Source organism: Pseudoalteromonas rubra (genome assembly GCF_001482385.1).
Lineage (GTDB): Bacteria > Pseudomonadota > Gammaproteobacteria > Enterobacterales > Alteromonadaceae > Pseudoalteromonas > Pseudoalteromonas ardens.
Window position 1 is genome coordinate 1,286,889 of the sequence record NZ_CP013611.1, and the last position, 14,244, is coordinate 1,301,132.

At 48.6% G+C, this 14,244-nt stretch carries 12 protein-coding genes; 6 read left to right on the plus strand and 6 right to left on the minus strand.

All coding sequences use genetic code 11. The annotated features are described in order from the left end of the window. Positions 1-152 precede the first annotated feature (152 nt). Both AT705_RS05745 and AT705_RS25185 read left to right on the plus strand, forming a co-directional pair. A complete protein-coding gene (locus AT705_RS05745) occupies positions 153-1,001 on the plus strand; it encodes a DUF72 domain-containing protein (RefSeq protein WP_082668925.1) in 849 nt (282 codons plus the stop codon). 63 nt (positions 1,002-1,064) lie between these two features. After that, positions 1,065-1,229, plus strand: a complete 165-nt coding sequence (locus AT705_RS25185) for a hypothetical protein (protein WP_157576681.1) — start codon at positions 1,065-1,067, stop codon at positions 1,227-1,229. A gap of 33 nt (positions 1,230-1,262) precedes the next feature. Here the strand turns inward: AT705_RS25185 and AT705_RS05750 are convergent, their stop codons facing one another. Continuing rightward, positions 1,263-1,670, minus strand: a complete 408-nt coding sequence (locus tag AT705_RS05750; protein WP_058795855.1) for a GFA family protein — start codon at positions 1,668-1,670, stop codon at positions 1,263-1,265. A gap of 71 nt (positions 1,671-1,741) precedes the next feature. Between AT705_RS05750 and AT705_RS05755 the strand changes: the two genes are divergently transcribed. Continuing rightward, complete coding sequence (locus tag AT705_RS05755; RefSeq protein WP_058795856.1) at positions 1,742-2,266, plus strand: M48 metallopeptidase family protein; 525 nt, start codon at positions 1,742-1,744, stop codon at positions 2,264-2,266. A 1-nt stretch (position 2,267) separates the two neighbouring features. Here AT705_RS05755 and AT705_RS05760 read toward each other — a convergent pair whose 3' ends face one another. The 3 genes from AT705_RS05760 to AT705_RS05770 form a co-directional block, all read right to left on the minus strand. Beyond that, positions 2,268-3,065 (minus strand): M48 family metallopeptidase, encoded by a 798-nt coding sequence (locus tag AT705_RS05760; protein ID WP_058795857.1) that lies wholly within the window; start codon positions 3,063-3,065, stop codon positions 2,268-2,270. A gap of 115 nt (positions 3,066-3,180) precedes the next feature. Next, complete coding sequence (gene grpE, locus AT705_RS05765; protein ID WP_010382216.1) at positions 3,181-3,792, minus strand: nucleotide exchange factor GrpE; 612 nt, start codon at positions 3,790-3,792, stop codon at positions 3,181-3,183. 58 nt (positions 3,793-3,850) lie between these two features. Further along, positions 3,851-4,795: an HrcA family transcriptional regulator gene (locus AT705_RS05770; protein ID WP_237113791.1), complete on the minus strand. Its 945-nt coding sequence runs from the start codon at positions 4,793-4,795 to the stop codon at positions 3,851-3,853. A 92-nt stretch (positions 4,796-4,887) separates the two neighbouring features. Here AT705_RS05770 and nadK point away from each other — a divergent pair, with 92 nt between their 5' ends. The 3 genes from nadK (at position 4,888) to recN (ending at position 8,177) form a co-directional block, all read left to right on the plus strand. Continuing rightward, the gene (nadK, locus tag AT705_RS05775) at positions 4,888-5,772 is read left to right on the plus strand and encodes an NAD(+) kinase (protein ID WP_058795859.1); all 885 of its coding nucleotides are present in this window, start codon (positions 4,888-4,890) and stop codon (positions 5,770-5,772) included. 62 nt (positions 5,773-5,834) lie between these two features. Then, entirely contained in the window at positions 5,835-6,410 is a 576-nt protein-coding gene (locus tag AT705_RS05780) for a hypothetical protein (RefSeq protein ID WP_058795860.1), read from the plus strand. Positions 6,411-6,500: 90 nt separating this feature from the next. Then, the gene (recN, locus tag AT705_RS05785; protein ID WP_049863982.1) at positions 6,501-8,177 is read left to right on the plus strand and encodes a DNA repair protein RecN; all 1,677 of its coding nucleotides are present in this window, start codon (positions 6,501-6,503) and stop codon (positions 8,175-8,177) included. A 111-nt stretch (positions 8,178-8,288) separates the two neighbouring features. On the opposite strand, the gene AT705_RS05790 is transcribed toward recN, so the two are convergent. Beyond that, positions 8,289-9,704, minus strand: a complete 1,416-nt coding sequence (locus AT705_RS05790; protein WP_058795861.1) for an FAD-dependent oxidoreductase — start codon at positions 9,702-9,704, stop codon at positions 8,289-8,291. A gap of 8 nt (positions 9,705-9,712) precedes the next feature. Then, a complete protein-coding gene (gltB, locus tag AT705_RS05795; protein ID WP_058795862.1) occupies positions 9,713-14,173 on the minus strand; it encodes a glutamate synthase large subunit in 4,461 nt (1,486 codons plus the stop codon). Positions 14,174-14,244: the final 71 nt, after the last annotated feature.

Below are 14,244 nucleotides of genomic sequence, written 5' to 3' on the forward strand. Positions count from 1 at the left end.
AAAGGGCATAATGAATGATAAATTTAATCGCCAATTATATAAAATTGCCACGCTTTGTCATCCCACAAAGGCCGGATTCTTTCGCTGTTGCGATTTTTTCTCCATCCGGACTTTGCTAGACTCCAACGCAAAGCAATATGGGAGCGAATGAGATGCTGTATTTGGGGTGCCCTCAGTGGAGCGCAGCGCATTGGAAAGGCCGTTTTTTTACGAGTGACTGTAAAACCGCAGATATGTTGCGTGAGTACGCACAGATCTTTAATAGTGTAGAGGGTAATACCAGCTTTTATGCCAGTCCTAAGCCAGAAACTATCACAACCTGGTCAAACGCCGTCCCCGACACCTTTCGCTTTACCTTTAAAATCCCGAAATACATTTCTCACGAGCTGGCGTTAAGCCAGTGCCAGCAAGAGCTCAAGCAGTGGCTCGATTTATTCTCGCCACTCTTTTCACGCCTTGGCATGGTGATGTTGCAACTCCCTGCCAGTTGCAGCCCCGAGTACCTGACCCGAATTACAGACTTCATAGCACAAATACCAAAAGAACTAACACTGGGTATTGAAGTCAGACATCGGGATTTTTTTGCCAAGGGGGACGCAGAAAAACGCTTTAACCAGCTCTTAATGCACACAGGTGTGAATCGTATTATCATGGACACACGGCCGTTGTTTAGTGAGCCCCCGGCGACCCCCGCCATCATAGATGCTCAGCAAAAAAAGCCCCGGGTCCCCGTAAATGTCATCGCTACTGCTCAGGCACCGATGCTGCGCTTTGTTGGCTGTTCAGATTTAGCTGCAAACCGCACATTTTATGCACCCTGGCTTAACAAAATTCGTGGCTGGTTAAATGAAGGCCGTACCCCTTATGTGTTTTTTCACACTGCCGACAACCATGATGCCCCGTTGCTGGCCAGACAGTTTATTGAGGATCTGGGGATACCGCATCAAGTGTTGGCTCCCTTTCCTGCAGAGCGTCAGCCCCAACAACAGACGTTAATTTAACCACTTGACAGTGAATGGATTTTGCTGGATGTTAAAGGGGCAAACAACAATAAGGAAAATACTATGCAATTAAAACTCAATAAAAAACCAGTTAAACAACTCTCTGATGACCAGTCAGCATTGCCAGCAAAAGCAACGCGTGCGGTTGGCGGTGCAGGAAGAGCGGCACTGCAAAAAACAGGTGGCAACTCACGTGCATCTGATTGCTGTACAATGACAGACAACTAAGCTGACAATAGCAGGGCATGCTGGCCCTGCTCATCATTCCCTGCCCGGCTCTTTAGCCTCATAGCGAGGTAAGCTGGCATCTAACTCTTCCCAGTTTGCTTTCGACGTCACATAATTATGCGACATAGGCCGCTCCGAAATATCAGAATCCAGGATCCCCAGCCGCAGCCTGAGCTTGCCCGGATTGTCCTCATTAGAACTGAATAAAGGCGATGCGCAAACGCCACAAAAATGTCGTAACCTGCCAGGTTTGAAGGCATAGTGACGAATATGTGTTTCTCCGGTAACGATCTGCAAATCGTCCCGATTGACAAACCCATTTGTGGCATAAGCTGTGCCTGAAGATTTACGACATAAGGAACAGTGGCAATGGATAATACTCGAAATAGGCCCGTTTAACTCCAGTTTAACCGCACCACATAAACAACTGGCTTGATACATTTATTATTATTCCTGTTATGATCATGAGCTAACTAGCTTAAAATGTTTGTTTCCTATTTACTACCGCCATTATGAACTATTTGCAGTACTTTCAGCACTATCCACCCAGCTTGCAAGCACAGATCGAGGCCCTGCTGGAGCCCAGTAAACTCGCCAACTACTTTAAAAATAAATATCCGCAAGGCCATCAGCTGCAACATACGCAGGCACTTTACGATTACTGCCATGTTTACAAAAACAAATACCTGAAAAACGTGCCGCGTCTTCATAAAGTCCACTATGCAAAAGGCCGGGATCTGATGACGGGGACGCTGGGGCATCACAGCCAGACACGTAAACAACACGGCGGAAAAGTCAAAACACGCTATGAAATTGTACTTTCTCAATTGGTGAAACATGCTCCGGAGGCAGTATTAAGAGCACTGGTTGTTCACGAACTTGCGCATTTTAAAGAATTGGAACATAACAAAGCGTTTTATCAACTTTGTTGTCATATGGAACCGGATTACCATCAACTAGAGCTGGATCTCAGACTGTTTATTGTGCTCGACAAACTGGGCAGTAACTTTTATCAGAGCCCCGCCCAGCAGCTTTAGTTTACCGGCAAGATGGGTTACGCCCCTGCCGCTTTGCATCAGCAGCCAATGTATTTGCCTGTGTCATTTTGCTTTTTAGCATAGCTATTCTGTTTTGCGGCGATGGGTGCGTGGATAAAAATTCCATCGGGCGATCTCCTCCGGCTTTTTCCATGTTTTGCCACAGCTCAACGGCACCCTCTGGCTTAAACCCGGCTTTTGCCATCAGGTCGAGCCCAATGACATCCGCTTCACTTTCATGAGTGCGACTAAATGGTAGCGCTATCCCATATTGTGCACCTAGGCCAAGGCCCTGCATGATGGCATTTCGATACTGCACATTGCCCATTTCAAGCGCCGCATTACCGGCCTGAAGCCCTAGCTGCAACAGGTTGTTCTGAGATACCCGCTCATTGGCATGCTGGGCAATCACATGGCCGACTTCATGGCCCATCACAGCAGCGAGCTGATGTTGATTTTTAGCTACCTTCAACAGTCCGGTATGAACCCCTATTTTACCACCTGGCAGGGCAAATGCGTTCGCACTGGATTCTTTAAAGACAACCACTTCCCATTGCTGTTGAGTGTATTGCGCTGGTAACTGTGCGATCAGTGCATCTGCAATGCACTTCACATAGCGATTTGTACTGACATCGCGCTCTATGGTCTGCTCCTGCTTCATTTGCTCAAAGCTCGCCACCCCCATTTTATCCATCTGCTGCTCTGAATACAGGGCTATCTGGGTACGCCCGGTCGGGGACGTTTTGCAACCAACCAGTGCTAACGCTATGGCCGTTGCAACTATGATTTTTTTATTCATCGAGTCATGCCTGCTAAAACATACTAATAATTAGTGTAAAGGAGCCTGTGGGCTATGCAAATCAGATCAAAAAAGCCCGCACTAATGCGGGCTTCATAACTTTTTTTTCCGTCGCTTAATCGGCCGCTTTTGAAACCATCACCATGGCTGGGCGAAGCAAACGACCATTTAACGTATAGCCTTTTTGCATCACAGCTAATACTGTGTTCGGCGACACGTCATTGCTAGGCTGAATTGACATTGCCTGATGCAGTTCAGGATTAAACGCTTCCCCTTGCGGGCTTACCGCTTCAACACCAAACTTAGCCAATGCATCGTTAAATGATTTTAACGTCATTTCGATGCCTTCTAAAATTGACTTAGTCGCTTCGTTTTCTTTATCAGCAAACTCAATGGCGCGTTCTAAGTTGTCAACCACAGGTAGCAACTCATTTGAAAACTTTTCCAAAGCAAACTTCTGTGCTTTTTCTACATCCTGTGCGGCACGGCGACGGACATTTTCAGAATCCGCAGCGGCACGTACCACGCTGTCTTTCTGACCTTCAATGGTTTGTTTCGCCGCTTCCAGCTCTGCATACAGACCTGCAATCTCTTCTTCTGGGCTCAACTCAGCTTGCTCAGTTTGTGCACTCTCTTGCGCTGGTTCTGCTTGCTCAGCCGTATTTTCCTGTACGTCTTCTTGCACTAACTCTTGTTCCTGCTCTTGGGCTTTTGTCTGCTCAGACATGAAAAATTCTCTCCGATTCTTTACAACTGCCGTAATTATGGGGATTCAAATTCGTTATTCAAGCTTCTTTTTTTGGGATTTGCGTAAATTCACCGATAATTGCTTCAATTGGTGCATCGGCCGGACAAATCAAACAAAAACGACTCTGGTATTCACTGGCCGTAAAATAAGGCACGCTCAGAACAACAAACCGTTCTAAATTCAAATAGCTAAGTTCACTACCAAGTAACACGGACAGACCGTTTTTGAATGCCAGATGATCTTCTACCTGATGCAAAAAGCTCACACCCAGATTCAGTTCATTGTTCCCTTCCAGGCGGTTATACAGATACCGCTCTCCAACCACAATGCTGTTATCTGTGCCCAGCTGCAAACTTAACTCACGGCTCCATTGCATCAAAGAGCCCCGGCAGTCGGCCATCGCACTTTTGGCCATCGCCCGCATTCTGTGTAGCCCTTCTTTGAGTGTTTGCTGACTAAATACGGTATTCATCCAGGCCGCAAACTGATAGCGCACCTGATCGGAATTCGACTCCGGTTTATTAATCAAAATATTATTGGACTGGCCTGTGCGGTCAATCAGTAATACCAGCCAGTGCTTACGGTCAAAATCTAATACCTCAACCCGAAAGATGGTCTGTTCACTCACCTGAGGTAAGCCAACAATACAACACACTTGGTATTTCTGACTTAACGTATGGGCAAAGCCTGTTAATTGTTCGCGCTCAGGCTCCCAATAAGGCGCAATGTCCTCAAGCCCGAAATACTCCTGTAGCCAGTATTTGATCCCCAAATCGGAAGGAACTCGCCCTGCCGATGTATGAGGGGAAAAAAGCAACCCCTGATTTTCGAGGCGAGCCATGGCATTGCGCACTGTCGCAGAGCACACCGCCATACCTTTTAGTTTTGCTATCTTACTCGATGCCACAGGGTGGCCGTCACCATTACAGTAAAGACTCATTACGGCAGAGAAGACTTGTTTATCACGTGCACTAAGTTTCATAACATTATAAATAAGGCTAAATTTGCGAGTTTCAAGCAAATTCATTTTAAGATAATCTTGGCAACAGATATTTTGCCAAGGAAACTCACTGAATGAGCACACCATTTAAAACCATCGGCCTGATTGGAAAACCCAACCATGATGGCGCTGCCCTGACATTACAACGCCTGTACACTTTTTTGCAAGCACTTGGCTATGAAGTTTTTGTGGAGCAACGCGTTGGCAGACAGATAGCAGAATTACCCGACTCACATATACTCGATGTGGTTGCGCTGGGCGAGCGCTGCGACCTGGCAGTGGTTGTGGGTGGAGACGGTAATATGCTTGGAGCTGCCCGGGTACTGGCCAGGTTTGATGTGGCTGTGATAGGCGTAAACCGAGGTAACTTAGGATTTTTAACCGACCTTGATCCGGATGATTTTGAAGCCGAGCTGGAGCAGGTGCTGAGTGGCAAGTTTGTTGAAGAACAGCGCTTTTTACTTGAAGTTGAAGTATTTCGCCATGCCGAACTAAAAAGTGCCAACCTGGCCGTTAATGAAGCAGTACTGCACGCAGATAAAGTGGCCCACATGATTGAATTCGAAGCCTTTATTGACGAGCAGTTTGTGTTTTCTCAGCGCTCCGATGGTCTGATAGTGACCACCCCAACAGGATCTACTGCCTATTCGTTATCGGGCGGTGGCCCTATTTTAACCCCGGAACTGAATGCCATGGCACTCGTGCCTATGTTCCCGCATACCTTATCCAGTAGACCACTCGTGGTCGACGCCAGTAAACAGGTCAAACTCAAACTGAGCCCGGAGAATACCGCAAGCCTACAGGTCAGTTGCGACAGTCATGTAGTACTCGCGCTGCTACCCGGTGATGAAGTGGTCGTAAAAAAAGCAGAGAAAAAGCTTCGTTTAATTCATCCTGACAGTTATTCCTACTACAATGTTCTGAGACAGAAATTAAATTGGGGCAGCAGGCTTTACTAAGCGCTGGAAGTTCAGCAGAATAAGTGAAATTTGTTTTCTATTTTAGGGAAAAGTAAACCAACATGAGCTACGTTGTTTTCGTATCTATTACTTTGTTGATCACCATTTTAGGTGTCTATGTGGTAATTGAGAATAACCGTAAAAAAGCACGCGAAGCCGAAAAGCGCGTGTTCAATGAGCGCCTGAAAGAGATCAGCAGCCACTTTAAAAGTAAAATCAGCGAATTTGTAAATTATAAACTGATCCGCCCCAAGCATGCGCCCCAGTTTAACGCCATTGTCGGCAACTTTTTTGTTGTTCAGGCCCATAATGATGACAATCTTGAAGCGCTGGAGCGTGTGACAGATCAACTACTTGCAACAATAGGTAAAGAACTGAATAAATGCAGGGAAAATGGCAATATGGATTTATTGGCCGACCAGCTGTTTATGTTTGTCAGCGAGTTACCGTCTGCCGGGCTTGCCTACAATAAAGCATTTTACAGTGAAATATTACCTGCGCTGATATCTCGGATCCAAACCCCTGATACGCCGGCTCAGGCCGATACTCAGGAAGCCGTGCAGAATGAGGAAGAGTCTGTAACATCGAACGAAAGTGACGACTCTTCAACACATCAGCAAAAAGCGGCGGCTCTGTAAGAGCACTCACACACCAAAGTGCAATTTCAAGTTGCATTTCCTAAGAATGCTGTATAAATTAACAGTAATTACACTGTTTGGATATACAGCATGCTTATCAGTCTGCAAATTAAAAACTTTGCCATTGTTAACGAACTAACCATCGACTGGCGCTCAGGTATGACCGCTATCACAGGTGAAACCGGAGCGGGTAAATCCATTGCAATCGATGCATTGTCTTTGTGTCTGGGTGAACGCGCGGATGTTGCCAGTATTCGTCCGGGTGCCGCCAAAGCTGAGATCTCCGCTCAATTTGATATCAGGCAGCTCCCCTACGCACAGCAATTTCTGAGCGATCTCATGTTAGATGACGAAGAGCAAAACTGCATATTGCGCCGAGTCGTCATGCAAAATGGCCGTAGTAAGAGCTTTATTAATGGCAATTCAGTGACCGCGGCCCAGTTAAAAGAACTAGGGCAACGCCTCATCGCCATTCACGGTCAGCATGCTCATCAGCTATTGCTCAAGCCCGAACACCAGCTCGGTTTGCTGGATGCCTATGCCGGGCACGACACTTTGCTGCATGCAGTACGCGCTCAGTACCAGCACTATCACACGCTGCAAAAAGAGCATGCCGAGCTTATTAAACAGCAACAAGCACAAGCTGCCAAAAAACAGCTGCTTGAATACCAGGTTCAGGAGCTGGATGAATTCGCTTTGGAAGAGGGTGAGTATGAGCAGATTGAAACGGAACATACACGACTCAGCCACAGCCAGACACTGGCTGAAAGCTGCCAGCGCGAATTAATGTGCCTGTCAGAACAGGACGATCAGACTGTATTGGGCCAGCTGCAACATAGCGTGCAGACTTTCATTGAGCTCAGTAATTATGATCCCAAATTGCAAGAGATCAGTCAGCTATTAGGAGAAGCCGCGGTACAACTCGAAGAAGGCTGCCGGGAGCTGCGCGCTTATGGTGAAAACATAGAGCAAGACCCGGAGCGCCTACAGAGCGTTGAAGACCGGCTGGCACAGGCCATGGCTTTATCACGTAAGCATCAGATAAACCCGGAGTTACTGCACCAGCATCATCAGCAGTTACATGAAGAGTTGGCTTCCATTTGCTCTAACAACGAACGCATTGAAGATCTGCAACATGAAATAGCGGAGGCACTACACGCCTATCAGATCTCAGCAGCACAGCTTAGCGAAAGCCGCGCACAGGCGGCACTAACTCTGAATGATCTGATCAGTGAAAGCATGCATGAACTGTCAATGGAAAACGGCCACTTTGCGATTCAACTCAGTCAGCATGAAGACAGGCGCCCGAATGAACTGGGCATGGATCAAATTGAATTTCTGGTTTCGACCAACCCAGGCCAACCTCTGCAAGCGCTGGCCAAAGTGGCTTCTGGCGGTGAACTATCGCGGATCAGTCTGGCCATTCAGGTGATTATCGCAAATCGCGTAACCACCCCCACCCTGATTTTCGATGAAGTCGATGTGGGGATCTCCGGCCCAACCGCTTCTCAGGTCGGTAAACAGCTGCGCTTACTTGGTAAGTCAACTCAGGTTATCTGTGTAACGCACCTGCCTCAGGTTGCCTGTAGTGGCCATCATCAGTTCTTTGTATCTAAGCGCGTTGAAGGCGGAGAAACCTTTACGTCTATGCTCCCACTGGTTCAGGAGCAACGCATTGATGAAATCGCCCGCCTGCTTGGTGGCGACAAAATCAGCAGCACTACACTTGCCAGTGCTAAAGAGTTGCTTGAGGTGCAAGGGGCATAATGCGGTAACTTAGAGTAGTTTGATGTAAAAACAAAAGCCTACCGTACAGCACAGCTGATGCACGGTAGGCTTATTTAGAAACAGAATCACTCTTAGTGCAATTTCACAACTTTATACCCCAAGATAGTCCATGATCCCTTCTGCAGCATTCCGGCCTTCGAAGATGGCTGTTACCACCAAGTCAGAACCACGCACCGCATCGCCACCTGCGAAGATTTTTTCATTGCTAGTTTGATGTGTGAAGGCGCCTTTTTCAGGGGCAACAATACCACCCCACTCATTGATGGCAACGTCATATGCAGCAAGCCAATCAAGGTTATGTGGTTTAAAGCCAAACGCCATGATCACCGCATCAGCGTCTATCAGATGCTCTGAACCAGAGACTTCCTGTGCACGCCTGCGCCCATTCTCGTCTGGCTCACCCAGCTCAGTTCGAACCATGCGTACACCCGTTACCTTGCCGTTTTGGTCTAATTCGATGCCTTTAGGCTGAACGTTAAAGCTAAACTTAACCCCCTCCTCTTTGGCATTTTTTACCTCACGGCGTGACCCCGGCATATTGGCTTCATCACGACGATAAGCACAGGTTACCGACTGCGCGCCCTGGCGCACAGAAGTGCGCACACAGTCCATCGCGGTATCACCGCCACCTAACACCACCACACGTTTACCTGCCATGTCGATATACGCCTGCTTATTCTCGTCGTATCCCATCACGCGGTTGGTATTTCCAATCAAAAACGGCAGTGCGTCATACACCTGATCTGCCTCTTCATTGTCCAGCCCGGCACGCATGTACTGATAGGTACCCACGCCGATAAACACCGCATCGTACTGTGACAGTAGTTCATCCATACTGATATCTGTGCCAATTTCAGTATTCAGGCAAAACTCCACCCCCATTTCCGTAAATATCTCTCGACGCTTCTCCATCACCGATTTTTCCAGCTTAAATGATGGTATGCCAAACGTCAGCAAACCGCCGATCTCTGGGTTGCGATCGAATACCACAGGTTTCACCCCATTGCGTACCAGAATATCGGCACAACCTAGCCCGGCAGGGCCCGCGCCAATGATGGCTACCTTTTTATCGGTCCAGGTCACATAAGACATGTCAGGCTTCCAGCCCTGTGCAAATGCCGTGTCTGTGATGTATTTCTCAATATTGCCTATGGTCACGGCACCGAACTCATCGTTCAATGTACATGAGCCCTCGCAGAGCCTGTCTTGTGGACAAACTCGACCGCACACTTCTGGCAGACTATTGGTCCGGTGCGACAACTCCGCAGCTTCCTGGATCCTGCCCGTACGGATCAATTTAAGCCACTGCGGAATATAGTTGTGCACCGGACACTTCCACTCACAATACGGGTTACCACAATCCAGACAACGATCAGCTTGCGAGCTGACCTGCTGCTTGGAAAATGGTTCGTAAATTTCAACGAAAGAGCTCTTACGCGTCGTGATTGGCTTCTTTCTCGGGTCGATGCGCTGAACATCGATAAATTGATAGACATTTTCGCTCATACTTCCCCCTACTGTGCCTGTACACGTAATTCAGCACTGCTGCGTGCACGATGCCCCAACAAGCTCTTCACATCGCTAGATTTTGGTTTGATAAGCCTAAACATAGGCACATACAGCTCAAAGTTAGCCAGGATCTGCTCTGCCCGGCATGATGACGTGTGCTCAAGATGTTCTGCGATCAAACCCCGCAAGTGCTCCTGCATGGTTGCCAGCCCTTCCAACGACAACACTTCGACTAGCTCAGGGTTATAGCGTTTATCAAAATCCCCCGCTTCGTCCAACACATAGGCAAAACCGCCTGTCATACCAGCACCAAAGTTAACCCCCACCTGACCAAGCACGCATACCACGCCCCCAGTCATGTATTCGCAACCATTATCACCCAGCCCTTCCACTATGGCCTGAACACCTGAATTACGCACTGCAAAGCGCTCTCCAGCGCGACCAGCTGCATATAACTTACCGCCGGTGGCCCCATACAAGCAGGTATTACCAGCAATCGTGGCAAGGTGCGTCTGGAAGCTCGAACCAACCGGTGGGCGCAGCACCAACTTACCACCCGCCATGCCTTTACCAACGTAGTCGTTCGCATCGCCAACCAGAGTCATTTCCAGACCTCCGGCATTCCACACACCGAATGCTTGTCCGGCAGTACCATGTAGTTCAATCACAACAGGATCAGCAGCCATTCCCTGATTGCCATGACGAGATGCAATATAGCCAGACAACATGGCGCCCACAGAGCGATCGGTATTTTTGATCCGATTCACCAAAGAGGTGCCTGTTTTATCGTCTATCGCCTGCTTTGCCTTATCCAGTAAGCTCTCATTAAGTTGTCCTTGGTAGTGCGATGTATTCGGCGCACTGCAATAGAGCGTTTCGCCCGAAGGATTCGCAGGTTTTGCCAGTAAAGGTTGTAGATCAAGCTTTTGCTGTCTTGCAGTCGTGCCTTCCAGCACCTCAAGCAGGTCCGTTCGACCAATCAGATCGGTCAGCTTGCTTACCCCCATCGACGCCATAAGCTCTCTCGCTTCCTGAGCGATAAAGCGGAAGTAATTCATCGCCATTTCTGGCAGGCCATGGTAGTGCTTCTGTCGCAGTGTCTCGTCCTGTGTTGCGACACCTGTCGCACAGTTATTGAGGTGACAAATACGCAGGTATTTACAACCCAGCGCAACCATAGGTCCGGTGCCGAAGCCAAAGCTTTCAGCGCCGAGAATGGCCGCTTTGATGATGTCCAGACCGGTTTTCAAGCCACCATCCGTTTGTAAACGGATGCGGTGACGCAGCCCATTTTCAACCAGAGCCTGCTGAGTCTCAGCGAGACCAAGCTCCCAGGGGCTGCCGGCATACTTAACCGAGGTAAGCGGACTGGCGCCTGTACCACCGTCATATCCCGCTATGGTAATTAAATCTGCGTAGGCCTTCGCCACACCAGTGGCTATCGTGCCCACTCCAGGCTCAGACACCAATTTGACAGAAACCATGGCCTGAGGATTGACTTGCTTGAGGTCAAAGATCAGCTGCGCTAAGTCCTCAATGGAGTAAATATCATGGTGCGGCGGTGGAGAGATCAACGTGACCCCAGGCACTGAGTATCTTAATTTAGCGATATAAGGCGTCACCTTTTCACCCGGTAACTGACCGCCTTCTCCAGGCTTCGCGCCCTGCGCGACCTTTATCTGGATCACATCGGCACTTTGCAGATAATGGGGTGTCACCCCAAAACGGCCTGATGCCACTTGCTTGATACGCGAGTTTTTCTCCGTACCAAAGCGGAGTTTATCCTCACCGCCTTCACCGGAGTTAGAACAGCCACCAAGCCGGTTCATAGCAATCGCCAGGGCCTCGTGAGCTTCTGGTGAAAGCGCGCCAATACTCATTGCCGCTGAGTCAAAACGTTTATATAACTCAGTGGCAGGCTCAACCTGATCAACATCTATTGCAGGACCGCTGGTATTGAGCTTGAGTAAGTCCCGTAAATTGGTCACTGGCCGGTTGTTTACCAGATCCGCATATTTTTGATAATCCGTGTAATTACCGGAGCGCACTGCAACCTGGAGTGACTGTACAACATCCGGGTTATAGGCATGATACTCGCCACCATGGACGAATTTTAATAAACCACCGTGTGACAGTAACTTGCGCTTACTATACGCCAGCTTGTGTAACTGCACGCCGTCAGCCTCAAACTCCGCAAAGCCTGCACCCTGTATCCGACTGCTGACACCTTTAAAACACATATCAACGATTTCGTCTGACAGACCGACCGCCTCAAACAGCATAGAACAACGATAAGACGCGATTGTACTGATCCCCATTTTGGACATGATCTTGTACAGGCCTTTATTAATCGCATTGCGATAAGCTAGAGTGACATCGCGATAAGTTTTATCAATGACTTTACTGTCGCACAAAGCAACCAGCGTCTCGTAAGCCAGGTATGGATAGATAGCGGTTGCACCAAACCCGAGCAATACAGCAAACTGATGTGGATCGCGCGCACTGCCCGTCTCCACGATAATGTTAGAGTCACAACGCAGATTGGTATTTACTAACCGTTGCTGTACTGCTCCGACTGCCATCGCTGCGGGTATCGGCATAGTATCTTTACTGATAGCTCGGTCGCTTAATAACAACATCACACAGCCATGCGCCGCTTTTTCCTGTGCTTCATCACAGACTCGAGCGATTGCACTTTGCAGACTTTCGGTTTGCGGATCGTAGTGCAATGAAATACGACACGCACTGTAATGGTCATCGTCAGCAGCCAACAATTGCTGAATGTCTGAATAGGTCAAAACTGGTGAATCAAACTGGAGCCGTTTAGCATGCCCGGTGGTTTCGTTAAACACATTCTGCTCACGACCAATACAGGTCGCCAGTGACATCACGTGGTTTTCACGTAACGGGTCAATTGGTGGATTGGTAACCTGTGCGAATTTTTGTCTAAAGTAGTCGTAGAGCGAACGGATCCCTTCCGACAACACAGCGAATGGCGTGTCATCTCCCATAGACCCTGTTGCTTCCTGACCATTTTGGCCCATCACCCGGATCACTTGCTCAATTTCTTCGTTGCTGTACGCAAACAACTTTTGATAAGTCAGCAAGGTATCGTCATCAAAATCCCTCTGACCCGCATCCGCCTCAGCCAGGGCTTCAAATGGTGTCAGCCGCTTCACGTTTTGCTCTAGCCAAGTTTTATATGGGTGTCTGGCTTTAAGATCTTCGTCGATTTCGTCGGATTGCCAGATCTTGCCATGCAGTGTGTCCACCACCAACAATTCACCTGGTCCAACACGGCCTTTCTCAATGACTTCATCGGGCTCGTAATCCCAAATTCCGACTTCAGAAGCCAAAGTAATAAAACCATCTTGCGTTATCACATACCGCGCAGGTCGCAGGCCATTTCTGTCCAGATTGCACGCCGCAAAACGACCATCAGACATCACGATACCTGCTGGGCCATCCCACGGCTCCATGTGCATTGAGTTAAAGTCGTAAAATGCTCTGAGCTCATCATCCATAGCACGGTTTTTTTGCCAGGCAGGCGGCACCAACATACGCATCGCGCGAAAGATATCCATGCCACCAGCCAGAAATAATTCGAGCATGTTATCCAGGCTGGAAGAGTCTGAACCGCTTTCATTGACAAACGGCGCAGCATTTTGCAAGTCTGGCAACAACGGCGAAGCAAACTTATAAGCCCGCGCTTTTGCCCACTGACGGTTGCCGGTAATGGTATTTATTTCGCCATTGTGCGCCAGATACCGGAATGGCTGCGCTAACGGCCAACGCGGTTGCGTGTTAGTTGAAAAGCGCTGGTGAAATACACAGATAGCGCTTGTCATACGGATGTCTGCCAAGTCCAGATAAAAGTTTGGCAGATCGACCGGCATCATCAGGCCTTTGTATATAGTGACAAGGCCTGACAGACTCGCTATATAAAAGTCCGGATCTGCTTCCAGGCGCTTTTCAATACGTCGTCGCGCAATATACAGTCGGCGCTCCAGGTCTTTTGGTCGCCACCCTTCCGGTGCAGACACAAACACCTGTTCAAACTGAGGTAATTGCTCGGTGGCAATAGGACCTAACATGCCTGGATCTGTCGGTACTGTCCGCCACCCTACGAGCGTTAAAGTTTCTTTTTCTAATTCTTCGTTGATGATGTCACGTGCTTGCCTGGCAAACGACGTATCCTGGTTAAGAAACACCATACCCACGGCATAGTTTTTCCCCAGATGCCAGTCATTTTCAGCCGCGATTGCTCTGAAAAAACTATCAGGCTTTTGCAGCAGCAAGCCACATCCATCTCCAGTTTTTCCATCCGCAGCTATGCCCCCACGGTGCTGCATTCTATCTAGGCCAGTAATTGCCGTACGGATCAGCTTATGGCTCGCCTGACCTTGCGTGTGTGCAATCAAGCCAAAACCACAGTTTTCTTTTTCTAATGCCGAGTCATATAACATGGACTCCTCCCCTTGCTACAACTGCCAGCCGGTAATTTCAGACGAACTACTGGCAGATAATCAAAGCTAGC

Excerpts from the sequence above, each read along its gene's own strand:
- recN (WP_049863982.1), top strand. The coding sequence starts at position 6,501 with ATGCTTATCAGTCTGCAAATTAAAAACTTTGCCATTGTTAACGAACTA.
- AT705_RS05790 (WP_058795861.1), bottom strand. The coding sequence starts at position 9,704 with ATGAGCGAAAATGTCTATCAATTTATCGATGTTCAGCGCATCGACCCG.
- gltB (WP_058795862.1), bottom strand. The coding sequence starts at position 14,173 with ATGTTATATGACTCGGCATTAGAAAAAGAAAACTGTGGTTTTGGCTTG.
- AT705_RS05755 (WP_058795856.1), top strand. The coding sequence starts at position 1,742 with ATGAACTATTTGCAGTACTTTCAGCACTATCCACCCAGCTTGCAAGCA.
- AT705_RS25185 (WP_157576681.1), top strand. The coding sequence starts at position 1,065 with ATGCAATTAAAACTCAATAAAAAACCAGTTAAACAACTCTCTGATGAC.
- grpE (WP_010382216.1), bottom strand. The coding sequence starts at position 3,792 with ATGTCTGAGCAGACAAAAGCCCAAGAGCAGGAACAAGAGTTAGTGCAA.
- AT705_RS05750 (WP_058795855.1), bottom strand. The coding sequence starts at position 1,670 with ATGTATCAAGCCAGTTGTTTATGTGGTGCGGTTAAACTGGAGTTAAAC.
- AT705_RS05760 (WP_058795857.1), bottom strand. The coding sequence starts at position 3,065 with ATGAATAAAAAAATCATAGTTGCAACGGCCATAGCGTTAGCACTGGTT.
- AT705_RS05770 (WP_237113791.1), bottom strand. The coding sequence starts at position 4,795 with ATGAAACTTAGTGCACGTGATAAACAAGTCTTCTCTGCCGTAATGAGT.
- AT705_RS05780 (WP_058795860.1), top strand. The coding sequence starts at position 5,835 with ATGAGCTACGTTGTTTTCGTATCTATTACTTTGTTGATCACCATTTTA.
- nadK (WP_058795859.1), top strand. The coding sequence starts at position 4,888 with ATGAGCACACCATTTAAAACCATCGGCCTGATTGGAAAACCCAACCAT.
- AT705_RS05745 (WP_082668925.1), top strand. The coding sequence starts at position 153 with ATGCTGTATTTGGGGTGCCCTCAGTGGAGCGCAGCGCATTGGAAAGGC.